Source organism: Candidatus Venteria ishoeyi, assembly GCF_030378065.1.
GTDB classification, from domain to species: Bacteria; Pseudomonadota; Gammaproteobacteria; order Beggiatoales; family Beggiatoaceae; genus Venteria; species Venteria ishoeyi.
Window position 1 is genome coordinate 1 of sequence record NZ_JAUCGJ010000036.1, and the last position, 23188, is coordinate 23188.

At 46.4% G+C, this 23188-nt stretch carries 19 protein-coding genes; 13 read left to right on the forward strand and 6 right to left on the reverse strand.

Translation table 11 applies throughout. The features are described from left to right. Positions 1-7 precede the first annotated feature (7 nt). The 12 genes from aroB to QUF61_RS12450 all read left to right on the forward strand — a co-directional run bounded on the left by aroB (position 8) and on the right by QUF61_RS12450 (position 16172). On the forward strand, positions 8-1093 hold the full coding sequence (aroB, locus tag QUF61_RS12395; RefSeq protein WP_289681996.1) for a 3-dehydroquinate synthase: 1086 nt from the start codon (positions 8-10) through the stop codon (positions 1091-1093). 157 nt (positions 1094-1250) lie between these two features. Continuing rightward, positions 1251-2408, forward strand: coding sequence for a deoxyguanosinetriphosphate triphosphohydrolase (locus QUF61_RS12400; protein WP_103921019.1), 1158 nt, complete (start codon positions 1251-1253; stop codon positions 2406-2408). 17 nt (positions 2409-2425) lie between these two features. Then, positions 2426-4036, forward strand: a complete 1611-nt coding sequence (locus QUF61_RS12405) for an AAA family ATPase (protein WP_289681957.1) — start codon at positions 2426-2428, stop codon at positions 4034-4036. Between the two features lie 9 nt (positions 4037-4045). Continuing rightward, on the forward strand, positions 4046-5251 hold the full coding sequence (locus QUF61_RS12410; protein WP_289681959.1) for a hypothetical protein: 1206 nt from the start codon (positions 4046-4048) through the stop codon (positions 5249-5251). Positions 5252-5409: 158 nt separating this feature from the next. After that, entirely contained in the window at positions 5410-6501 is a 1092-nt protein-coding gene (locus tag QUF61_RS12415; protein WP_289681961.1) for a Fic family protein, read from the forward strand. Between the two features lie 13 nt (positions 6502-6514). Continuing rightward, on the forward strand, positions 6515-7828 hold the full coding sequence (locus QUF61_RS12420; RefSeq protein ID WP_286019445.1) for an aminopeptidase P N-terminal domain-containing protein: 1314 nt from the start codon (positions 6515-6517) through the stop codon (positions 7826-7828). Between the two features lie 115 nt (positions 7829-7943). Next, positions 7944-8726: a sulfotransferase family protein gene (locus QUF61_RS12425; RefSeq protein ID WP_289681962.1), complete on the forward strand. Its 783-nt coding sequence runs from the start codon at positions 7944-7946 to the stop codon at positions 8724-8726. Further along, the gene (locus QUF61_RS12430; RefSeq protein ID WP_289681963.1) at positions 8716-10338 is read left to right on the forward strand and encodes an ABC transporter ATP-binding protein; all 1623 of its coding nucleotides are present in this window, start codon (positions 8716-8718) and stop codon (positions 10336-10338) included. The genes QUF61_RS12425 and QUF61_RS12430 overlap by 11 nt, the downstream gene beginning before the upstream one ends. Before the next feature lie 438 nt (positions 10339-10776). Next, positions 10777-13437: a pyruvate dehydrogenase (acetyl-transferring), homodimeric type gene (gene aceE, locus QUF61_RS12435; RefSeq protein WP_103921024.1), complete on the forward strand. Its 2661-nt coding sequence runs from the start codon at positions 10777-10779 to the stop codon at positions 13435-13437. An 11-nt stretch (positions 13438-13448) separates the two neighbouring features. Then, on the forward strand, positions 13449-14807 hold the full coding sequence (gene aceF, locus QUF61_RS12440) for a dihydrolipoyllysine-residue acetyltransferase (RefSeq protein WP_289681964.1): 1359 nt from the start codon (positions 13449-13451) through the stop codon (positions 14805-14807). 166 nt (positions 14808-14973) lie between these two features. Continuing rightward, positions 14974-15345 (forward strand): DUF4398 domain-containing protein, encoded by a 372-nt coding sequence (locus QUF61_RS12445; protein ID WP_289681965.1) that lies wholly within the window; start codon positions 14974-14976, stop codon positions 15343-15345. Positions 15346-15362: 17 nt separating this feature from the next. Further along, positions 15363-16172 carry an OmpA family protein gene (locus tag QUF61_RS12450; RefSeq protein ID WP_289681967.1) on the forward strand — a complete coding sequence of 270 codons (810 nt, stop codon included), beginning with the start codon at positions 15363-15365 and terminating at the stop codon, positions 16170-16172. Between the two features lie 126 nt (positions 16173-16298). Here the strand turns inward: QUF61_RS12450 and QUF61_RS12455 are convergent, their stop codons facing one another. The 6 genes from QUF61_RS12455 to QUF61_RS12480 form a co-directional block, all read right to left on the reverse strand. Then, a complete protein-coding gene (locus QUF61_RS12455; protein ID WP_103921028.1) occupies positions 16299-16544 on the reverse strand; it encodes an RNA recognition motif domain-containing protein in 246 nt (81 codons plus the stop codon). A 212-nt stretch (positions 16545-16756) separates the two neighbouring features. Continuing rightward, positions 16757-17452 carry a YggS family pyridoxal phosphate-dependent enzyme gene (locus QUF61_RS12460; protein ID WP_289681968.1) on the reverse strand — a complete coding sequence of 232 codons (696 nt, stop codon included), beginning with the start codon at positions 17450-17452 and terminating at the stop codon, positions 16757-16759. A 10-nt stretch (positions 17453-17462) separates the two neighbouring features. Next, complete coding sequence (locus QUF61_RS12465) at positions 17463-18416, reverse strand: homoserine kinase (RefSeq protein ID WP_103921030.1); 954 nt, start codon at positions 18414-18416, stop codon at positions 17463-17465. Positions 18417-18594: 178 nt separating this feature from the next. Then, positions 18595-19320: an LOG family protein gene (locus QUF61_RS12470; protein WP_289681969.1), complete on the reverse strand. Its 726-nt coding sequence runs from the start codon at positions 19318-19320 to the stop codon at positions 18595-18597. Positions 19321-19391: 71 nt separating this feature from the next. Further along, positions 19392-21641, reverse strand: coding sequence for a CHAT domain-containing protein (locus tag QUF61_RS12475; RefSeq protein ID WP_289681972.1), 2250 nt, complete (start codon positions 21639-21641; stop codon positions 19392-19394). 190 nt (positions 21642-21831) lie between these two features. Further along, on the reverse strand, positions 21832-22005 hold the full coding sequence (locus QUF61_RS12480; protein ID WP_289681973.1) for a hypothetical protein: 174 nt from the start codon (positions 22003-22005) through the stop codon (positions 21832-21834). A gap of 2 nt (positions 22006-22007) precedes the next feature. Here QUF61_RS12480 and QUF61_RS12485 point away from each other — a divergent pair, with 2 nt between their 5' ends. After that, on the forward strand, positions 22008-23171 hold the full coding sequence (locus tag QUF61_RS12485) for a hypothetical protein (protein ID WP_289681974.1): 1164 nt from the start codon (positions 22008-22010) through the stop codon (positions 23169-23171). Positions 23172-23188: the final 17 nt, after the last annotated feature.

Genomic DNA, 23188 nt, shown 5'->3' on the forward strand with positions numbered 1-23188 from the left:
GTCACCTATTAAACTCAATGTTGATCTTGGTAAACGCAGTTACCCTATTTTTATTGGTCGTGACCTATTAGGCAAGGCCGAGTATTTAGCGCCGTATATCCGCAGCAGCCGGGTAATGGTGGTCAGTAACGAAACTGTGGCCCCCTTATATCTGGAAAAAACCCTGGCAGGTTTAACAGATTTTCAGGTGGAAACGGTGATTCTGCCTGATGGCGAGCAATATAAAAACCTGGAAGTTTTAAATCAGGTTTTTGATGGTTTGTTACGCACGCACTGTGATCGGCGTACCACTTTAATTGCACTTGGTGGTGGCGTGGTAGGCGATATGACCGGTTTTGCTGCCGCCTGTTATCAACGCGGCGTACCATTTATTCAGATTCCCACCACTTTGCTGGCACAGGTGGACTCTTCTGTGGGTGGCAAAACCGGTGTGAATCACGCACTGGGCAAAAACATGATTGGTGCGTTTCATCAGCCGCAAGTCGTGTTATGCGATACTGATACTTTAAATACCCTGGAAGATCGCCAGCTCAGCGCAGGGCTTGCCGAAGTCGTAAAATATGGGCTGATTCGGGATTTGGCCTTTTTTGACTGGCTGGAGCAAAATGTCGATGCATTACTGAGTCGCGATCCCGATGCATTGGCTTACGCCATTGAACGTTCCTGCCAGAATAAGGCGGACGTGGTGGCGGAAGATGAATTAGAAGGCGGCGTGCGTGCATTGCTGAATCTGGGGCATACATTTGGGCACAGCATTGAAACCGGTTTGGGTTATGGGCAGTGTCTGCATGGTGAGGCGGTGGCAATTGGTATGTATCTTGCCGCTGATTTATCACAGCGATTGGGCTGGATTTCAGCATCAGTAGTCCATCGCATTGAAACTTTATTGGAAAAATTGCATTTGCCCGTGCGTATTCCCGAGGGTCTGGATAGCCAGACTATGCTGGATTTGATGAAAGTGGATAAAAAAGTACTTGATGGTCAAGTGCGTCTGGTACTACAAAAATCCATTGCTCAAGCGGTGCTAACCACCGATTATGATGCTGACTTATTACACAAAACACTGGCAACAGAGCGGCGTCCTTTGTTTTGATAGAACAATATTAACCTGGGTTCGGCGTAGGCTTATTTCATTGCTAAAGACACTGAAAATTACCTCCACTTCAGGCCAAGTTATTGATAGTACATACTGGATTTTAGTATTTTTTCTTAAAAAATTTTAACATCGAATTCAGGTTAACATTAAGCTTATGAATTATACGCTTGCGCCTTATGCGGCAACCTCAGAGATTTCACAGGGTCGGCAATATACCGAAGCACCGCCTTGTTATCGCACAGAATATCAGCGCGACAGGGATCGTATTATTCATTCCAAAGCCTTCCGTCGTCTGGAATATAAAACCCAGGTTTTTGTGAATCATGAAGGTGATTTGTTCCGCACCCGGTTAACCCATTCGTTGGAAGTTGCACAATTAGGCCGCACCATTGCGCGCAGCCTGAACTTGAATGAAGATTTGGTGGAAGCCATTGCCTTGGCTCATGACCTGGGTCATACACCGTTTGGTCATGCCGGACAGGCTGCCTTAAACGAGTGTATGCAGCGTTATGGCGGTTTTGAGCATAATCTGCAATCGCTGCGGGTGGTGGATAAGCTGGAGCAGAAATATCCGGCTTTTGATGGTTTGAATTTAAGCTTTGAAACCCGCGAAGGCATCTTAAAACATTGCTCGCCTAACCGGGCCAAACAATTAGGGCCGGTTGCCGCGCGTTTTCTGCATGATGAACAACCCACGCTGGAAGCGCAGATTACTAATCTGGCTGATGAAATTGCCTACAATAATCATGATATTGATGATGGTCTGCGCTCCGGTTTAATCACTGTTACGAAACTGCGGGAATTACCCTTGTTTGAGCAACATTATGCTCAGGTATTGGAAGACTGGCCGCAAGCCGATCCCAAGCGCTGGATTTATGAAACCATTCGCACCATGATTAACACACTGGTGGTCAATCTGCTTGAAACCAGTCGTTTGTCGCTGGATGCGATGGAACTGCCGGATCTGGCTGCGGTGCGTAATATGGATGAACCTATGATTAGTTTCAGCGCCCCTGTGTATGAACAACATCTGGAATTAAAACGATTTTTGCAAAAAAATTTATATCAACATCATCGGGTTCACCGCATGTCGGTCAAAGCCAAACAGATCATTGGTCGTTTATTTGACACCTTTACCACAGATATTGAATTATTACCGCGTGAGATGCGTCATTCTTTAACGGCGCAACAGGATAAATTAGGCCAGGATCCTGCGCGTGCGCGTCTGGTCGCCGATTATATTGCGGGTATGACGGATCGGTTTGCGATTGCAGAATACGAGCGTTTGTTCAATCCCAGTGTTTTACCTTAAGAAAAACCATACTTAACATGAATGCTTCTATTGCTTTCAACAGTTTTCGCCCTGGTTCTGAACGTTATCGGGATTTATTTTCACCCGATCCCAAAGTCGGTGCATTTTATACCACGCCGGAACTTAAACAACGTCTGCATTTAATCGCACATCTAATTGATCACAGCGATCAGTTATTGTTGATTCTGGCAGAGTTAGGTTGTGGCAAAACCCGTATGCTGCAACAACTGCAAACCGAAGGCCATTGGAAAGTATTTGCACCGGAAAGCAGTCCGGAGTTGAGCGAAGAGCAGTTATTAAAAAACCTGTTGACAGGTTTTAATGTGCGTAGTGATGGTAAAACCCTGAGTACCTTGCGCGAAACCCTGCGCTCACATATTGCAGCAACCCGCTATAACAATGAGCTGCCCGTCTTATTAATGGACGATGCACATATGCTGCCGCTGGAAACCCTGCACAGCTTGCTGGAGTTGGTGATGAGCGGCGAAGTACAAACGCGGATGCGCATAGTGCTGTTTTGTGAGCCGCAGATTACCAGCCTGTTTGCCACACCTGAATTTGCCATGGTGCAAAACACCCTGATTCACACCCTGGATATTCCGGTATTTAACGAAAAACAGGTGTATGCCTATTTACAGTTCCAGTTGAAGGACGCCCGTTACAACGGTGATTCGCCCTTTTCCGGGATGGCAGTAAAAACCCTGTTCAGAAAATCACACGGTTTACCGGGTTTGTTAAACCATCTGGCGCGCATTTCTTTTAATCAGCACCAGGAACTGGCTGCAAAAAATCAAACTATTTCATTCAAGCATCATGAACATGAGCGCGCCTTGCAAGAAGATTTAGAAAAAGAGCTTGATAGCACGACTCATCATTCAAAATGGTTCTGGTTAGCGATACTTTTTGTGGTGTTGCTAGGGGTATTATTATCCGCCAATCACTTTAAGGCTTATTTCCTGCCACAGGGAGATGGCATAAGTCTGGAGCAATCCTTACCCCTGCCTCCCCCCACACCGGTTGCAAGCCTGGTAGCACAGGAAGATAACCGCACCATGCCGCCATTGGCAACGGGTTTGTTAAGTCCTGCCCAGCCCACACCTGAAAACAGGTCACAAAATCTGGAAACATCAGAATCACCAGTAGCAAACCTGCCTGCATCCACAAATGACTTGGGTTCAGAGTCTGCTATGATAGAATCAAACCCTGATGCAACAACTGCTGTGGCAACGCCTATCGCCAGCGCGATGATGGCAGAAGCTGAGTCAGATAACGCAGAACGCCAGACTGCCACAACAGCAGTGGCGACAAATGCCAGCGAAATTGCTGGTGTGTATTCTGCGCAGTGGTTACAGCGTCAGGCTGAACAGCAGTATGTGATTCAGATATTAGGCAGTCATTCGCTGGAAGGTATACGCCAATTTGTGTTACAGATGGTAGACCCGGCAATGGATAATAGTTTCGCCTTAGTTAAAACCCAATATCGAGGCAAGCAATGGTATGTGCTAACCTATGGTTTATTTGCAAATGCACAGATGGCAAAAAAAGCTTTAAATAACTTACCTGAGCCATTGCGGAAAAAAAATCAACCCTGGGTGCGCTCTATTCGCAGCCTGAAAAAAAACATGTGACCCACCACCATGACTTCTGCAGAACGTATTCAATATCTGGCAAATGTCTTATATTTTTTTCCAAAAGAAAATCCTGAGCTGGTGCAATCGGCCTTATTTACCCAGATATGTAATACGCTTGAAGCCGAAGAAACGGAAGTCTTAAAAGCCCAGCAATATCATCAGGAAAAGGGGTTTAAAGTCACACCTGTTGGCATTTTTTCCAGGCAAGTCAGTAATCTGGAAGATATGTTATTGTTTGCTTTTCAACATGAACAATTGGATGCCGTAGATAAAAAAGTCTTGTTGAGTTTTTCAAAAACCCTGGGATTCAGTCAGCAGCAAATACAAATGCTGGCTAGCCAAAGCCGGGAACGCCTGCTGCAACAAACACAGTGGGAAGCCTGTTGGCAATGTGGCACCCAAAAATTACGCAGTTTCCGTTTTTGCCCGGAATGTGGCGCACACCAGAAACACACGATAGCCTTACTGGAAAGCCAGAAAAAACAATCACCCTGCTTTGATCCCAAAAAAAATAAAGGTCTGTGTCTGGCATTTGACCAGGATATTCACAGTGATGTGTTATTACACCTTGCCCGTAGCGCACCCAAATATCAGGAAATTGCCAAATCGGAACAAGCAGGCGAACATCTTTGGAGTTTTGCCACCTGGCCGCAGCAAAAAATACTGGATGCCTTACCGCTGGCAACGCAGCTTAGCAAACAAAGTGAAACCCAGCGCGGTGTTTATATTGAAGGCGTGCCGCAACCCTGGGAGCGCTGTTTTGCTTTTCTCGATTGCCTGCAACAACGCCAGTGTACCTATCATCCAGCAGAGCATTGTTTTGGTCTGAATACTGATAGCCCGAATATCTGGGGTTGCCAGCGCGCGCAATTGAATTGGGATAAAGATGCAAGCTGGTTATGTGACGGTCAATTTGAAAGCGAGCAGGTGTTTTGTTTGGATAAGGCTAAAATTAACCACCGTCTGCAAACCAATCTGCAAAACTACCATTTATGTCCATTTTTGCAACTTAAAAAAATTGAGCATATGCTCAGTCAATTACCTGAAAAAATATTAATTGATCAGAAAAACTGGGGTTATCAGAAAATCACTAAAGAACGCCCTGGCGCGATTACGCTGGATAAACCCCAACAATTTGCTATCGGGGTTGCGCCTTTGCAATTCGATGAGGCGCAGTTATGGATAAAAAAAATCTTCGAGCCTATGTGGTAAGATTTTTTAGTATCAAAAAATGATATGGTTAAGACTATTATTCGTATCATAACCTGAGTTCGATATAAGATTCATTCATCGCTAAGGCGATGAGTATAAAATTTTTTCCAAAGTGCTTACGTCGAACTGAGACTATCATAAGTGGTTTTTTGTAGAATATGTGGATTTGGCAACAAACAAACTGGCCAGACTTTTCTTATCAGGCAGCGTTGATTTTACCGGCATTGGAGAATGTCGTTAAAAGTGTTGCGCCACTGACGCTGCTGGCAACCGAACTGGATGAAAAGCAACGCTTAACCCTTGAGTCACAGGTTTTGCTGGAAGAAGCGCTGGCAACAGCAAAAATTGAGGGGGAAATGCTGGACCGGGAATCCGTGCGCTCCAGTATTGCCAGGCAATTGGGTATCGGGATTACGCAACAAGCCAGTTCAAAATCAGCCCAGGCATTTGTTACCGTACTATTGGAAGCCGTGCGTACGGCAACACAGACATTGACTGAAAAACAACTGTTTCAGTGGCATCAGCGTATGTTTATAGATAAACCAATATTATATGATATGACAATTGGTGATTATCGTGACGAAACAATGCAAGTGCTTTCAGGACGGCATGGTCGACAAATCGTACATTTTCAGGCAGCTTGCGTTTCTCATGCTTGCGTGAGTGCGGAAATGCACGCTTTTTTATCCTGGCTGAATACAAAACATCAAATGTCAGTTTATATTAAAGCGGCAATTGCAAAATTCTGGTTTGTGAGCATTCACCCTTTTGAAGATGGTAACGGGCGTTTATCGCGTATGATTGCTGAGCGGACGCTGGTATGCTCTGAGTCTGGTGGTTTGCGTTTATATTCAATTTCTCAGCAAATAGATCAGCATAAAAGTGATTATTATGCCTTATTGGAACAATGTCAAAAAGGCAGTATGGATATCACACCGTGGATTATCTGGTTCTTAGAACAGATAGCACTGGCAGCGCAGTCAAGTATGACAAAATTATACAAAATCCGCATTGCGGTCTTATTTTGGGACAGGTACCGTGATGTTGTTTTTAACCCGCGTCAAATTAAATTAATTAAGCGCTTATTGGAAACTGAGGATTTTGCTGATGGTATTGCGCGGAAAAAGTATAAAAACCTGGTAAAAACAACTGATATTACGGCTTCGCGTGATTTAAAGAATTTGTGCGATAAAGCTGTTTTAATACCAGTTGGTGCAGGACGCTCATTAAAATATCGGCTAAAAATCTAAATTTTACAATTTTATGATAAATCAAAAAGAATTTACACAGCGCCGTAAGGCTTTGATGGAACTCATTGGTCCCGGCGGCATCGCCTTAATTCCCACAGCACCGGTAAAAAGCCGTAACCGGGATGTGGATTACCCCTATCGTCCTGACAGTTATTTTTATTATTTAACCGGTTTTGCCGAGCAGGAGGCTTTAGCTGTATTGATTCCAGGACGTGAACAGGGCCAATATCTGCTGTTTTGCCGGGAAAAAGACCCGGAGCAGGAAACCTGGCACGGGCGGCGCGTGGGGCTGGAAAATGCTTGCGATATTTACGGTGCAGATGATGCCTTCCCGATTGATGATGTCGATGATATTGTGCCGGGTTTGCTGGAAAACTGTTCACGCCTGTATTATGCAATGGGTTATGACGCCGCATTTGATGAGCAGGTGCATGGCTGGCTCAATGGCCTGCGGGCAAGGGTTCGGGAAGGGGTTTGCGCACCGACGGAAACCATTCATCTGGATCATTTAATCAATGAATTGCGATTATTCAAAAGTCCGGCAGAAATTGCAACCCTGCGGATCTCCGCCAATATTGCCATTGCCGCACACCGTCGGGCGATGGAATGCTGCCGTCCAGGCATGAATGAATACCAGATTGCCGCACAGATTTCGCATACTTTCATGGAACGCAATGCCCAGATGGCTTACCCTTCCATTGTTGGCGGTGGTGAAAACAGTTGTATTCTGCATTACATGGAAAACAATACACCACTCGCCGATGGCGATGTCCTGTTGATTGATGCAGGCGCGGAATATCAGTTTTATGCCTCCGATATTACCCGTACCATCCCGGTTAACGGGCGTTTCACGCCTGCGCAAAAAGCAGTTTACGAGGTGGTATTAAACGCGCAGGAAGCCGCCATTGCGGAAGTTTATCCTGGTAACCCCTGGATCATGCCACATCTTGCTGCAATTGAAAGTATTACGGAAGGTTTATTAAACCTGGGTTTGTTGCAGGGAGAGCTGGATAGTCTGATTGAAAATGAAGCTTATAAACGTTTTTTCATGCATCGCAGTGGTCATTGGTTAGGTATGGATGTGCATGATGTGGGTGAATACAAAGTCAATCAGGAATGGCGGGGATTTGAATCGGGCATGGTGCTCACTGTTGAGCCGGGCATTTATATTCCTGCTGGTGATGAAGATATTGCACCTAAATGGTGGAATATCGGTATCCGTATTGAAGATGATGTCCTGGTCACTGACACAGGACACGAAGTGCTGACTGCTGCTTTAGAAAAAACGGTTGCCGAAATTGAAAACCGCATGTCCCAGCACTTATAACCTTATTAAATAAAACAAACCTATTATGTCAAAACTTCTCAGCATTCCTGCCAGCCATTCACAAAATCACGGCACCTGGGCGCAAGCTCAATTCCTGCTCTTTTGGTACAGTTGGTTGAGGTGGCAAAGAACGGATGTCAGTGCTTTGCCGCCACCTATCATCATTGGTGCTTTAGGGGGATCGGGAACACGTATGTTAGTCCAGTTTCTGCAAAGTGCCGGGGTGTGGATGGGGACATGGATAAATCCAAGAACGGAAGATGCTATGGCAACCCGCCATTTTTTTCAGAAATATTTTGTAGATACTTTCTGTTTATTAGAACAGCAACAAAAAATTCCAGCACATTTATTGGCATGTTTTCAACAAACCATACGCGCACACCGTTGGCATATACCACAGCCTGAGCAAGCCTGGGGATTTAAAAATCCCCGTAGCATGTGGCTGATTCCTTTTATCCAACAACTTTATCCTGACATGAAGTTTATTCATGTGGTGCGTGATGGGCGGGATATGGCTTTAAGCAATAATCAAAACTTACTGGCTAAACATGCCGGGCTGCTATTAGGTGAAGCTGGCATGAAACAGGATATGCTGCACCAGCAACTGCTGTTATGGGACAAAGGTAACCGGATTGCCCGTACCACAGGAGAAAAACTCAATAAGGGTCATTATTTGATATTAAAATACGAAGACTTATGTTTTCAGCCCAGAGAGACTTTAACCACTTTATTGCAATTTATCGGGCACCCGGTTGATACGACATTAATTGAACAGGGGTGTCAAAAATTGAAACCTTCTCCCGGTATCGGACGCTGGCAACAACAAAGCACGGTGATTGAAGCGGCACTGACAGCCAGCATAAAAGAGACTTTATTGGATTTTGCTTATGATGAATAAGTCCACAACAGCTACGCCCTTATTGGAAATTCGAAAACTCAGTGTTGCCTTTGGTCGCCATGAGCCGCGCAGCAAAGTGGTGCAGCAACTGGATTTACAGATTGCAGCGGGGGAAAAACTCGCGCTGGTTGGCGAATCGGGTTCTGGAAAATCTGTCTCTGCCTTATCAGTCTTAGGTTTGCACGAAGCAGGGCAGGTGCATTATCCCAGTGGTGAAATCTTATTTCAGGGGCAGGATTTATTACATATTCCCGCAGCAGCCTTGCGCCGGGTGCGTGGTAAAGATATTGCCATGATTTTCCAGGAACCCATGACTTCGCTCAACCCGGTTTATCCCATTGGCACACAACTGATAGAACCCTTGCTGCTACATGAAAACTATTCCCGCGCAGCCGCCAAAAAACACATGATAGAGTTGCTGGATCACACCGGCATCCCGGAACCACATAAACGTTTTGATGCCTATCCACATATGCTTTCCGGTGGACAGCGGCAACGTGTCATGATTGCCATGGCGCTGGCTTGTAACCCTAAGTTATTGATTGCAGACGAACCGACAACAGCGCTGGATGTCACTATTCAGATGCAGATTCTGGAATTATTGGAAAAAATCCAAAAAGAATCCAATATGGCGATTTTATTGATCACCCATGATCTTAATATCGTGCGCCGTTTTACGGATCGTATTTGCGTGATGCAACAAGGCCGCCTGGTTGAAGAAAATACTACGACACAATTGTTTGAAAATCCAAAACATCCTTATACCCTGCGTTTATTAGACAGCCAACTGAGCCAGCGTATGATTGTTGATGAGCCGGATAATCAACAAGCGCCCTTATTAAAAGCACAGCAACTGCGTTGTCATTTTCCGATTAAAACCGGTTTTTTTCGCAGAACACAAGGCGTGGTGAAAGCCGTTGATAATGCTGATGTGCATTTACAGCCCGGAGAAACCCTGGGCATCGTCGGGGAGTCAGGTTCCGGTAAAACCACCCTGGGCATGTGTTTATTACGTTTACAGGACTGCGAAGGTGAGATTTATTTTTCAGGGCAAGCCCTGCACAATTTGAAACCCCGCCAATTACGCCCTTTGCGCAAAGATTTTCAGGTAGTTTTTCAAGACCCTTATTCATCGTTGTCGCCCCGGATGACGGTGGAACAAATTATCGGCGAAGGCTTACAGATTCATTTCCCGCAACTCAGTCGTGAGCAGCGCCGCACGCGTATTATCGCCATGCTCGAAGAAGTCGGCTTGGAAGCGGATATGTTATGGCGTTACCCTCATGAATTTTCAGGTGGTCAACGCCAGCGTATCGCGATTGCCAGGGTGGTGATTTTAGAACCCAAGCTGATTTTATTAGACGAGCCAACCAGTGCATTGGATGTCTCTGTGCAAAAACAGGTTTTATCATTACTGCATCATTTACAACAAAAGCATCATATCAGTTACTTATTTATCAGCCATGATTTGAAAGTTATCCGCGCCATGTCACACCGTATTATTGTCATGCGCGAGGGGACTTTTGTTGAACAGGGGCAGACGGAAAAGCTGTTTGCCGCGCCACAGCAGCATTATACCCAACAATTATTACAAGCAGCTTTGTTTGCATAAATAACCTGAATTATGCGCTTTGTCCAACATCGGTTATCATATACGGTTAATTTTTAGGTTTTTGTGAGTTTATGAAGTCCAGAAACTGTTGGTAAACCGTTATAAACGATGGCAGAACAAGACGCAATTAACACGAAAAACCGGAATCTATATAAAATTTATTGCTACACAACCCCGGATTTTTTGTGTTAAGGAACGAGGATAAAGTAAGAACCGAAACTGGGCGCAGGATTTTTGTTCATTTTCAAGGCATGAAAACAGGCGCATAGCAAGCTATGTAACTGTTTTCATAACGCAGAAAATGGAGAAAAAGGCCAGCTTGGTTTCGGGAATTATAAAATCCTCGTTCCTAACTGCAATGCCGCTATGTCAAGCATAATAGGTTTACCAACAGCTTCTCATTTTATAAAACTCCGTTGACGTATTATGGAGAACCATATGACAAGCACGCTTGATCCGGGTATTGATCCCGATTCCCAGGAAACCGAAGAATGGCTGGAAGCCCTGGAATCGGTTATTGAAAACGAAGGCATTGAACGCGCACATTTTTTAATAGAACGCCTGATTAAACGGGCGCGGCGACGCGGGGGACACTTACCCTATTCCGCCAATACCGCTTATGTTAATACCATCCCCGTTAGCCAAGAAGACAAAAAACCTGGGGATTCCACGCTGGAATGGCGTTTGCGTTCTTATATTCGCTGGAATGCGATGGCAATGGTGGTGCGCGCCAACAAGGAAAGCAGCGAACTGGGCGGTCATATTGCCAGTTTTGCCTCTGCCGCCACGCTTTATGATGTCGGTTTTAACCATTTTTTCCACGCTGCCAATGGTAGTCATGGTGGTGATTTAATCTATTTTCAGGGCCATTCCGCGCCGGGAATTTATGCCCGCGCCTTTATGGAAGGGCGTTTATCTGAAGAACAATTAGGCCGTTTTCGTCAGGAAGTAGATGGCGATGGTCTGCCTTCTTACCCCCATCCCTGGCTGATGCCCGATTTCTGGCAGTTCCCCACCGTATCTATGGGTTTAGGCCCGATTCAGGCAATTTACCAAGCCCGTTTCATGAAATATCTCAGCAACCGCAATATCGTCAATAATGAACAGCGTAAAATCTGGGCATTTATGGGCGATGGCGAGATGGATGAGCCAGAATCGCTGGGCGCAATCGGCATGGCGGGTCGGGAAAAACTCGACAACCTGGTGTTTGTCATTAACTGTAACTTACAGCGCTTAGATGGCCCGGTGCGCGGTAATGGCAAGATCATTCAGGAAATGGAAGCCAACTTCCGTGGCGCTGGCTGGAATGTCATTAAAGTTATCTGGGGGTCTTATTGGGATCCCTTATTTGCAATGGACACCCAGGGACTGATGCGCAAACGCATGGAAGAATGCGTAGACGGTGAATATCAGAATTACAAAGCCAAAGGCGGCGCTTATACCCGCGAACATTTCTTTGGCAAATACCCCGAACTCAAACGCATGGTCGCCAATATGAGCGACAATGACATCTGGCGCTTAAATCGTGGTGGTCATGATCCGCATAAAGTCTATGCTGCCTATGCATCAGCCGTGAAACACACCGGGCAACCCACCGTGATTCTGGCGAAAACCGTTAAAGGTTACGGCATGGGTATCGCCGGTGAAGGGCAGAATATTACCCATCAACAGAAAAAAATGGGCATGGAAGCGTTAACCGCGTTCCGTGATCGGTTTAATATTCCGGTTTCCGATGAAGAACTGCCCAATGCACCGTTTTATAAACCAGCGGAAGACAGCCCGGAAATGCAATACCTGCATGAGCGGCGCAAAGCGCTGGGCGGTTATATGCCTGCGCGGGTCAATAAAGCTGCACCACTTGAGATCCCGCCGCTGGAAACCTTTAAGGCACAACTGCAAAGCAGTGGTGAGCGGGAGTATTCCACTACCATGGCCTTTGTGCGTATGCTTTCAGTTCTGGGCAAAGATAAAAAAATTGGCAAATATGTGGTGCCGATTGTCCCGGATGAAGCCCGTACCTTTGGCATGGAAGGTCTGTTCCGGCAAATGGCAATTTATTCCTCCGTGGGCCAGCTTTATGAGCCACAGGATGCTGATCAGGTAATGTATTACCGTGAAGACAAAAACGGTCAGATTCTCGAAGAAGGCATTAATGAAGCCGGTGCCATGTCTTCCTGGATTGCCGCAGCAACGGCGTACAGCAATTACGGCGTGAACATGATGCCGTTTTATATTTATTATTCCATGTTCGGTTTCCAGCGTATTGGCGATCTGGCCTGGGCGGCAGGCGATATGCAGGCGCGTGGCTTTTTGCTGGGTGGCACAGCAGGGCGCACCACGCTGGCAGGTGAAGGCTTGCAGCATCAGGATGGTCATGGACACTTGCAGGCGGCAACGATCCCCAACTGTATTTCCTATGACCCCACTTTTGCCTATGAACTTGCGATCATTTTACATGATGGCATGAAGCGCATGTTCCACGATCAGGAAAATGTGTTTTATTACATTTCAGTGATGAATGAAAACTATGCCCACCCGGCGCTGCCTGAGGGTGCAGAAGAAGGCATACTCCAGGGGATGTACTTATTTAGCGAAGCTAAAAAAGCGAAAGTACAATTACTGGGCAGTGGCACGATTTTACGTGAAGTGATTGCCGCTGCCGAGTTGCTGGAACAGGATTTTGGCATCAGCTCAGATATCTGGAGCGTCACCAGCTTTAATGAACTGCGCCGCGAAGGGCTGGAAGTGGAACGCTGGAACCGAATGCACCCGGAAGACACTCAGCGCAGCACCTGTGTCACGCAAAATCTGCAAAATCGCCAGGGTCCGGTAATTTGTGCCACCGATTATATTAAAACGTATGGCGATCAAATCCGTAATTGGGTACCAGCACCCTACACGGTATTAGGTACCGATGGTTTTGGGCGTAGTGATATACGCAAAAAATTGCGCGAATTCTTTGAAGTCAATCGTTTTTATGTGGTTGTGGCCGCACTTAAAGCCTTGGCTGATCAAGGTGATATTCCAGCCAGCACCGTCAGCGATGCGATCCAGCGCTACGATCTCGACATCAACAAACCTAACCCGACAACGGTTTAAGGGAGTCACAGATGCCAACGATTAAAAACATTCCCGTACCGGATATTGGTGATTTTAAGGGTGTAGAAGTCATTGAAATTATGGTTTCTCCAGGTGACAGCGTAGCCGCAGAAGATTCGCTGATCACCCTGGAAAGCGATAAATCAGCCATGGAAATTCCCAGCCCGGATGCCGGGGTGGTAAAAGAAGTGAAACTCAACATTGGTGATACGGTTGCTGAAGGCGATTTAATCCTGACCCTGGAATTGGCAGAAGCAAGCAAGGAGCAAGCATCCGCAGCAACGACTACGGCAGCAGTTGAGCAAGCAAGTCCAACACCGATAGTTGCACCGCCCGAAGCTGCACCGCCGCCTTCCCAAACCCGCAAACCTTCATTGGCAGAGCCGGTACCAAAAGAAATCAAACAACCGCCACCTGAACCGGTGCGTATTGATGATTCTTTACGTAAAAAAGCCCATGCCAGTCCTTCCGTGCGACGTTTTGCGCGTGAGTTAGGTGCGGCCTTGGAACAGGTTAAAGGCAGTGGGCGTAAAGGCCGCATTATTAAGCAAGACGTGCAAAGCTTTGTTAAAAGTCAGTTACAAAAAGTCAGTAGCGGCGAAGTCGGGCAAGGTGGTGGTTTTGCCGTACCAGCAATGCCGGAAATCGACTTTGCACAATTTGGTGAGATTGAAAACAAAACCCTGTCACGGATTCAAAAAATCTCCGGGCCGGTACTACATCGCAGTTGGGTCACGATTCCCCATGTCACCCAACATGATGAAACCGATATTACCGAGATGGAAGCCTTCCGTAAAAGCATGAAAAGCGAAGCGGAAAGACGAGGCCTGAAACTCACGCCACTGGTTTTTCTGATGAAAGCGGCGGTTGCTGCGCTCAAGGAATTTCCAGAATTTAACGCTTCACTGTCGTCGGATCAAACCAGCCTGATTATGAAAAAATATTTTCATATCGGCTTTGCGGTTGATACTCCCGGTGGCTTGGTGGTGCCGGTGATTCGTGATGTTGATCAAAAAGGTCTGTTTGAACTTTCTGAGGAATTGATCGCGCTCAGCAGCAAAGCCCGTGAAAGTAAACTCAGCCCTGGCGAGATGCAAGGTGGCTGCTTCACTATTTCCAGCCTCGGCGGTATCGGCGGCACCTATTTCACGCCGATTATCAATGCACCGGAAGTGGCTATTCTTGGCGTATCACGCAGTAAAATGCAGCCGGTATATCAAGAGAATGGGCAAGATGGTGAATTTGTACCGCGCCTGATGCTACCCTTGTCCTTGTCTTATGACCATAGAGTCATTGACGGGGCTAAGGCCGCACGGTTCTGTAGTTATCTGGGCTTTATTTTGGCAGATGTAAGGCGATTGTTGATTTAAGTCAGTGGAGGCGTTACTATTTTTTCAGTATTTGGGCGTATGCCCAGCGAAAAGGAAAGCGTCTCCGTTATTCTATTTAGGAATGGGAATAAAAGCTGAAACTGATGCAGGGTTTTTGGCATTATAAAATTCCCGCTTTGTCACAAAATTGAAGAAGGACATTATAATGATGAAAAAATCTATAACATCGCTTGGTCTTTTATTATCTGCTTTGTTACTGGTTGCTTGCAGCAGCATTCCTAAGCCAGTGGCAGAACTGGCCAGTGCACAGACGCTGATTGAATCTGCCGAAACCAGTGAAGCGGGTAGCTATGCTCCGGTAGAACTGGATCGTGCTAAAGGCAAGTTACAACGCGCTAAGGCAGCAGTGGATCGCAGAGATTACAAAACCGCAACCCAACTGGCTAATGAAGCTCAGGCTGATGCTAAACTGGCAGCAACCAAAGCCACTGCCGCGCGTGTTCAACAATCGGCAAAAGAAATGGATGCCACCGTTAAAGGCATGGCGAATGAACTTGAACGCGCTCAGCAGCAATAAGACAAGAGGATGAGAACATGAACAAAATCTATACACAGCTATTTTTTGTTACATTACTGACAGTGCTTCTCAGTGCTTGTGGCGCACTTGAAAAAAGTACCAATTTAAAAGGTGCGGAAGCCGCCTATAATAAAGCGAAAGGCGATCCTGAAGTAATTAAATATGCGGCCAGCCAGCTTGACAGCGCAGAAAAAACCTTAAAGCAGGCAGCCAATGCAGAAACGGCTGAAGAAATGAGATCACTGGCTTATATTGCTGATAACCAAGTTAAAACTGCAATGGAATTAACGGCAACCAAACAAGCGGAAGCTAAAATTGCCCACCTGAGTACAGTTTCCAGTGACCTGGCATTACAAGCACGGGAACAGGAAGCGCAACGTGCGCGTATGGCGGCTGAAAAAGCACGGCTGGCAGAAGAAAAAGCCCGTGCTGAAAAAAACCGTCTGCAACAGGAACTGGCGGCATTACAGGCTAAAAAAACTGATCGGGGCATGGTTATGACCCTGGGTGATGTCTTGTTTGCCACCGGCAAAGCCGATCTGATGCCTGGTGCTGTCAGTACACTGCAACGATTGGCTGATTTTCTGCAACAGCATCCTGAAAAGAATCTGAAAATTGAAGGTCACACCGACTCCACAGGCAGCTCCAGTATGAATTTACAATTATCAGAAAACCGCGCAAATGCCGTACGTAGCGCCTTAACCGCTAAAGGCGTAGACAGTGGACGTATACAAACAATTGGTTTGGGTATGAGCCAACCTATTGCGCCCAATAAGACGAAAGAAGGCCGCCAGCGTAACCGCCGGGTAGACATTATTATTCAGTAATCAACAGGACTTTGAAGCCGGTACATCGCCAAGATTCTAATGACGGCTGGCTTATTAAAAGACCTTCCAGGTTTTCAAAACCTGGAAGGTCTGGGAGGCCAACGGTGTAGAAAGTAAGCGGGGTAATTATTGAAAAAATAATGGAATATAAGCAAATAAATGCTGCCCTTTCCACATTTTATGCTGTAACCGATCAGCAATCACCTGAAGACAAGCGGGGCTTTCATGTGTGTCGACAAAACCAATGACAGTGTCTGTTTGCTTATCATCTCCAATCAATTTAATGGAAGTGACGGCACAATAACTTGTCAAAAAACTTTGTAATTCCTGGGCATTGGTATTGCCAGGTAAGTTATAGAGCATAAGGTGCATGGTGGTGCCTCTTGTTCAGGTAGCGTAAAATGTCCCGGAACCTGATGCGTTGTATTGTGGTTTATATCTGCATATTGCAGTATTGTTTAACTGGCTTTAGGTCTTTTTTATGCCTTTATATAGCCAGTAATGATATTTTTTTTATCTTTATATCATATATTATAACAGGTATTACGCAAAAGCCTCTTTTTCGCAGGTTTTGAAAGTTTGAATTATTTTTTTATGCGGGGGCCAAAAATGGCGGTGCCAATGCGCACTTGCGTCGCGCCTTCAGCGATAGCGGCTTCCAGATCAGCGCTCATACCCATGGATAAGGTATCTAAAGCAAAGCCCTGGCTTTTCAATTCAGTAAATAAGTGAAATAACCGGGCAAAGGGCAAACGCTGTTGTTCCAGCGTATCGGCAGATGCGGGTAAGGCCATCAGGCCACGCAAACGCAGGCGTGGCAGTTGCGATACGGCGCTTGCCAGCGTTTCCAGTTCTGCCGGATTAATACCAGATTTTTGTGGCTCGCGGCTGATATTCACCTGTAAACAGACATTCAGCGGTGCCAGGTGTGGTGGGCGTTGTTGATGCAGACGCTGCGCATGTTTTAAGCTGGACAGGGTTTCCACCCAATCAAAATGCGCTGCAATAGGACGGGTTTTATTAGATTGCATGGCCCCGATAAAATGCCATTCCAAATCATACCCTGCATTTTTCAGGCTTTCGATTTTTGGCAGGGCATCTTGCAGGTAGTTCTCGCCAAAACAACGCTGCCCCTGCGTAGCAGCACTTTTAATGGCTGTTGCGGGATGCGTTTTACTGACTGCCAGCAATTGAATATCTGCCGGGTTACGCTGCCATTTTGTTGCAGTTTGCGTAATGCGCTCGCGTACCTGTTGCAGACGTTGCGCGATGTTGTTCATGATGTGGGACTCATGCCTCAGGTAACTGGCAATCATCGGGGAGTTGACGCCGTGCCAGTAAAATCTGTTTGAAATGTTCCGGATCTTTGGTGTGCGTCAGTTCGCCAGGGCGTGGAAAGTGGTAATCCTTCAAACGCGACAACCAAAAACGCAAGGCTGCTGCGCGCAGCATCACCGACCAGTTTTCCCGTTCCTGAAACGTAAATGGGCGCTGCTGCTGATAGGCATCTAAAAAGATATGCAGACGCGCTACATCCAGTTGCCCTGTTTCCAGGTCAATACACCAATCATTAACCGTAACCGCCACATCGTATAACAACACATCATCACAGGCATAATAAAAATCAATAATACCGCACAGTTCATCATCATTAAATAAGGCATTATCACGAAATAAATCGGCATGAATCACGCCGCGCGGCAAATTATCATGCTGATGTTTTCCCTGAAAGCGAATTTCTTCCTGCAACAGATGATTATCGGTTTCTGGCAGTTTTTCCTGAAGGCGTTTTGCTATCTGCCGCCACCAGTGTGGCCCACGACCATTGGCGCGATATAAGGGAAACCCTGGCGTTGCCGTATGCATATGTCCCAGTGAATGGCCTAAAGCCTGACACTGGGCCAGCTTAGGCTGCAAAATTTCACTGCCAGTTAAGCGCCGCACCAAGGCTGCGGGTTTGTCATAAAAATGCTGCAAATAATGCCCGTCATTATCCGCCAAAGGATGGGCACTGGGGACTTTGTGTTCAGCCAGATAGGCCATGAGCTCCAGAAAATAAGGGAGTTCTTTTTCTCCCATTTCCTCAAACAGGGTTAAAACAAATTCCCCACTGGTAGTGGTCACAAAATAATTAGTATTTTCAATACCAGAACTAATACCCTGGTATTCCAGCAGTTGCCCTAGTGGGTATTGCTGTAAAAAAGTTTCCAGCGCTTCGCGCTCAACAATCGTATAAACAGACATGAATAGTGCTTTAAGTGTTTAACCTGAATTCGATGTCAGCTCGAACGGCACAAAAGATGCCGAAAATCACTTCCATCTCAAACTAAGTTATTGATAAGTAAATGCTAGGAGGCTGTCCGAGAACACAAGACCTACTGCCTCTGTTATCGGACAGCCTCCCAGGTTTAAGCGTTATTCCTTAGAGATAAGACAGCATATCGCGTTCTTCAGCGGAAGGCTCAAAGCTGCGACGTTCATAATAACTGAAGATCAGATCCACCACTGACTGGGCATCATCCACCATCTGAAACAGATCCATATCTTCCGGACTGATGGTTTTTTGAGCATCCCGCATACTGGCTTGTACCCAGTCGATAAATCCCTGCCAGAAATCTGAACCCACCAAAATAATTGGAATTTTTCGGGTTTTTCCGGTTTGTACCAAGGTCAGGATTTCCGCGAGTTCATCTAATGTGCCAAAACCGCCGGGTAAAACCACATAGGCAGAAGCATGTTTAACAAACATGACCTTACGCGCAAAAAAATGGCGAAAGGATAAGGAAATATCCTGATAGGGATTACCGCTTTGTTCATGGGGCAGTTGGATATTCAAACCAACGCTGGGCGAGGGGCCGGCAAAACAGCCTTTATTAGCGGCTTCCATAATACCGGGGCCACCACCACTGACCACGGAGAAACCGGATTCCGATAAACTACGTCCGATTTCTTCAGTCAGTTGATAATAAGGGTGTTCCGGTGGGAATCGCGCAGAACCAAAAATAGTCACTGTGGGTGAAATATTGGATAAGCGTTCAAAGCCTTCCACAAATTCCGTCATGATCTGAAACACGCGCCAGGATTCACGCGATAAAGCCATGGGATCGGAACTGTCTTGATGTAGACGATTGTGTATATTATGTTTCATAGGTGGAATTTTAACATAAGCTGAATACGGTGTAAGCTTCATTCAGTGCTAAAGACACTGAATGAAGTTTCTTAAAGCCAATTACCAATTAATAAAAATGCCCCCCAAAAAGCCGGGTGGCGAAACATACGCTGCTTAAGCAGTGCAAGCTGGGCCTTGCGCAAGGCTTGTGCTTTAGAAGTGTTGGGCTGTTGCAGTTGGCGATAGAATTCAATAATCAGTTTGGAGGTGGCTTCATCGTTGACAAACCATAAGCTGGCCAAGGCACTTCTGGCACCGGCACGAATCGCAACGCCAGCCAGACCCAGCGCGGCGCGTTCATCACCGACAGCAGTCTGGCAGGCACTTAAGGTTAGCAGTTCCACCGGTTGTTTGCGGATGCTGCCCAATCCCAGCAGTGTTTCCAGTTTATTCATGGTGAGTTTGTCGTGATAAGTCAACAGGAAGGTATTTCTGGGATCGGTATCAAATTGTCCATGCGAGGCGATATGTACAATGGAATAAGGTTGATTTTCCAGTGCCTGGTTGATGCTTGTTAAAGAAAACTTTTCATCCAGTAAAGTCTGGCGTTGTTGAAACAAGGACTCAATACCCCGAATTTCCCTGGGCACATTAGGCAATGCCGTGAAATTTTGTACGCCTTTAGACAAGCCGTTGAGTAAAACGCTAATATTTTCATGCGGCAGCGGACGGGGATCGGTCAGATCAAGACTGGGCGTGACTGCCAGCGCATAATCCTGAATCAGAAAATGCCGCGTTTCACGATCATACAAGGTGCCCAGGGGTATCATGCGCAAAGCACCATCCGGCACGATAACCAGGGTATCAATCTGATATTTGGACAATAATGGCAGCAAAGGTTGAATCAGCCATTCATGCAATTGTATGGCTTCGCGAATAAAACGGTTATTGCGGCTGTCTTGCAGATTGTATTGAAAAGCGCGTATGGTCTGGGTCATTTCCCGTTCACTGACTGGCACGCGCAAATGGTGAATACCATCGGCTAAACTGACCAGCAGTTCCATACGATCCGGTAATAAAATCGGGTAAAGCATAGCAGTATGGCGCGTCAGTGCATCAAGATTCACCACGGGTACTTTTTCCAGATTGGAAATTGCCACGCATTCATCCTGAAAATACTCTTCCAGTTCCGCGACTTTAAGTTTTTCCACCGTAGCACGGGCTTGTTTCAGCAGTTGCTCTTTAGCTTCAGCACTGGCCTGCCATGCCTGCTGCAATAATAAATCCGCCAGACCAAAATACACCGGGCGCAGTGATTGTAAAAAAAATTCCTGCACATCGCGCCGCCCTGAGGTTAAACGCATACGAATTGGATGCAGAATATCCAAAGCCTGTTGATAAGCCTGAATAGCCGCCGGAATATCCCCTTCAGCACGGTGCAAACGCCCCAGTTGCCAGTGCCATTGATAGCTTAAGTCGGGCTGTTTTTGTGATAAAAACAACGCCATGCGTGAAAATTTTTGGGCATGAGCTATTTCACCTTTACGCTCGTAGACCTGCCCCAGATAACCGCGTACCTGTGCTTGTAAACGTGGTGTTTCTTTTGCCGTTGCCGGGTTTTGCGCAGCCAGTTGCAAACGATTTTCCGCAAAAGCCAAAGCCTGTGGATGCTGGCTTTCACGGTGGATGCGCAAAGCCAGTTGCGCTAAAGCCAGTTGCTGAGCCAAGGCAAAATTGATTTTTGGCAATAAGGCTTGCGCTTGTTGTAAGTGTTGTAAACTTTGCGTTATGTTTTGTTGTTGCAACGCTAAACGTGCCTGATTACTGCGTATATTAATTTGTAAATCAGCATCCTGAGCTTGTTCCGCCTGTTGATAAGCCTGTTCATAGGTTTCTTCAGCTTGCTTGGTTTTGTCTTGCACACTGAAAAAAGTACCCTGATGATTCAGAATATGTGCCAGCATTTGTGGCTGCTGGGTTTGTCGCGCTAACTTGACGCCTTGTTCAAATTGTTCAGCGGCAGCCAATGTTTGCTGCATACCTAACAAGGTATCGGCAAGTTGGCTGTGGATTAAAATTTGTTGTTGTTGAGTGGCTGATTTTTGATGCTGCAACAGATACTGATATGCCGTGCGATAATCGCCTAAGGCCTGATAAGCACTGCCAATCCGAATGTGTAAGTCCACCTGCGCGTTGCTCTCAAGCTGTGGTAACGCCTGTTGCCAATTGTTAATGGCTTTGGCATACGCGCCCTGGCTAAAAGCCTCTTCACCTTGTCTGACCGTTTGTAATGGGGTTTGGGCATGACTATAGCCAGCAACAAAAAGCAAACAAAATAAACAAAGTTGCATAGTTTTCATTATGACCCACCTCTGTATAATAAAATCAATTCAGCTTCCGCAGGGATAACAGCCCTTCAAGGGATTATCTCTTTAATCGGCTAAGAAAAGTGAATAATTGCTTTTCATAACGTGACTGTATCATGGGCTACTTGGGTTTTACAAACCTGGAGCCATATCATAAGCTGAGCTATCGTTTTTTAGGGGGGACTTAACATTTCAACCACCAAATCCTCTGACACAACATCCCGGCAGGCACTTGTTGAATCATCATCATCCCCGGTAAGTCCGCAACAAGTTGAATACCTGCCAGCAGCATCTGCCCAGACCCCACGTCCCCCCAGGCAGCGTAGTCTCTGGTATCCATTTTTCTGGGTACTGGCATTAATGCTGTTTTTATTTTTATTCAGTTTTTTTGGACGTCAATGGCTGGACAGCATGTTAGCCAGACTGGATCAACAAAAAACCGTGCATCTGGATCAAAGCCATGCTGACAGCGGCGTAAAGCAACAGGTACGCCCCAGTATCCGTTTAATGTTACGCAATGAAAATGGCGAGCTTACAGAACATTTGCTGGATGCTGAAAAATATCAACAGTTTGTACGCGATACCATTCCAAACTTAACGCAAGCCCGTAAACAGGTGCAGGCAGCCTCCCGGCAGCGTTTGCATGACGATTTATTCCGTTTATTTACCCCGATTTCCCAACGCACGGAACGTTTTGCCAATTGGTATTTTGCCTATGACACGACTTACCGTTTGCTCTGGGAAGGGCTGCGCTCAGCCAGCCAACATGCGCTAAGCACTGAAGCGCAAAGCCTGCAAGATGCCGTGGCTTATGATGTCGAGGCCTATTTACAACAACATTATGAAGAGATTGTATTACGCCCGGAAATCACCCATGTGTACTTAAAGCAAGTCTATCAGGATAACCTGCAACAAGCGCATCATGATTATTTACTGGCCTTATCCAAATTACACGACAATTTCCAGCAGTTTGTCGCCCACCAAACCACGCACGCACAAGCACTGGATGTCAGTAAGGTGGCCTTCACCCTGGATTGGGACAGCCAGTTTAATAAAATCAGCATGGCAGATTATGAACGTGGCACGCCGGATGCCATACGCGGTATTGGTCTGGCAGCCGCTGGTGGCGCAACCGGTAAGGCCGTGGGCGGCGTGGCGGGTAAAGCCATGGCATCAGTGGTGGGCAAGGGCTTGTTTGCCAAAGCAGCAGCACCGATTGCAAGCAAAGCCGCGTTATTGGCTGTGCAAGGCACCGCAGGGGCGGCGGCAGGCTCCATTGTACCCGGCGCAGGCACGGCACTGGGTGGCACTATTGGCCTGGGTACGGGGATTGCGGTAGATTATGCGATCAGCAAAGGCATAGAGCAAGTGCAGCGTGAAGAATTTATTAGCGATATTCAGGAAGCCTTAAAAGTCACCCGCTGGGAATGGGAAAATACCATGCAGGCCTCTTTGAGGCAGGGTATCAATATCTGGTTTGAGGATACCTTGCAATTGTTACCTTTGTATACCTTGGATGATTAAGGTCTACGTAGGACTGG

What these genes read in the sequence shown, in the direction of transcription:
- QUF61_RS12470 (WP_289681969.1), bottom strand. Translation starts at nt 19,320, where the DNA reads ATGAAACATAATATACACAATCGTCTACATCAAGACAGTTCCGATCCC.
- QUF61_RS12445 (WP_289681965.1), top strand. Translation starts at nt 14,974, where the DNA reads ATGATGAAAAAATCTATAACATCGCTTGGTCTTTTATTATCTGCTTTG.
- QUF61_RS12415 (WP_289681961.1), top strand. Translation starts at nt 5,410, where the DNA reads ATGTGGATTTGGCAACAAACAAACTGGCCAGACTTTTCTTATCAGGCA.
- QUF61_RS12405 (WP_289681957.1), top strand. Translation starts at nt 2,426, where the DNA reads ATGAATGCTTCTATTGCTTTCAACAGTTTTCGCCCTGGTTCTGAACGT.
- QUF61_RS12410 (WP_289681959.1), top strand. Translation starts at nt 4,046, where the DNA reads ATGACTTCTGCAGAACGTATTCAATATCTGGCAAATGTCTTATATTTT.
- QUF61_RS12480 (WP_289681973.1), bottom strand. Translation starts at nt 22,005, where the DNA reads ATGCCAGTACCCAGAAAAATGGATACCAGAGACTACGCTGCCTGGGGG.
- QUF61_RS12420 (WP_286019445.1), top strand. Translation starts at nt 6,515, where the DNA reads ATGATAAATCAAAAAGAATTTACACAGCGCCGTAAGGCTTTGATGGAA.
- QUF61_RS12430 (WP_289681963.1), top strand. Translation starts at nt 8,716, where the DNA reads ATGATGAATAAGTCCACAACAGCTACGCCCTTATTGGAAATTCGAAAA.
- QUF61_RS12450 (WP_289681967.1), top strand. Translation starts at nt 15,363, where the DNA reads ATGAACAAAATCTATACACAGCTATTTTTTGTTACATTACTGACAGTG.
- QUF61_RS12460 (WP_289681968.1), bottom strand. Translation starts at nt 17,452, where the DNA reads ATGAACAACATCGCGCAACGTCTGCAACAGGTACGCGAGCGCATTACG.
- QUF61_RS12465 (WP_103921030.1), bottom strand. Translation starts at nt 18,416, where the DNA reads ATGTCTGTTTATACGATTGTTGAGCGCGAAGCGCTGGAAACTTTTTTA.
- aceE (WP_103921024.1), top strand. Translation starts at nt 10,777, where the DNA reads ATGACAAGCACGCTTGATCCGGGTATTGATCCCGATTCCCAGGAAACC.
- aceF (WP_289681964.1), top strand. Translation starts at nt 13,449, where the DNA reads ATGCCAACGATTAAAAACATTCCCGTACCGGATATTGGTGATTTTAAG.
- QUF61_RS12485 (WP_289681974.1), top strand. Translation starts at nt 22,008, where the DNA reads ATGCTGTTTTTATTTTTATTCAGTTTTTTTGGACGTCAATGGCTGGAC.
- QUF61_RS12455 (WP_103921028.1), bottom strand. Translation starts at nt 16,544, where the DNA reads ATGCACCTTATGCTCTATAACTTACCTGGCAATACCAATGCCCAGGAA.
- QUF61_RS12475 (WP_289681972.1), bottom strand. Translation starts at nt 21,641, where the DNA reads ATGAAAACTATGCAACTTTGTTTATTTTGTTTGCTTTTTGTTGCTGGC.
- QUF61_RS12400 (WP_103921019.1), top strand. Translation starts at nt 1,251, where the DNA reads ATGAATTATACGCTTGCGCCTTATGCGGCAACCTCAGAGATTTCACAG.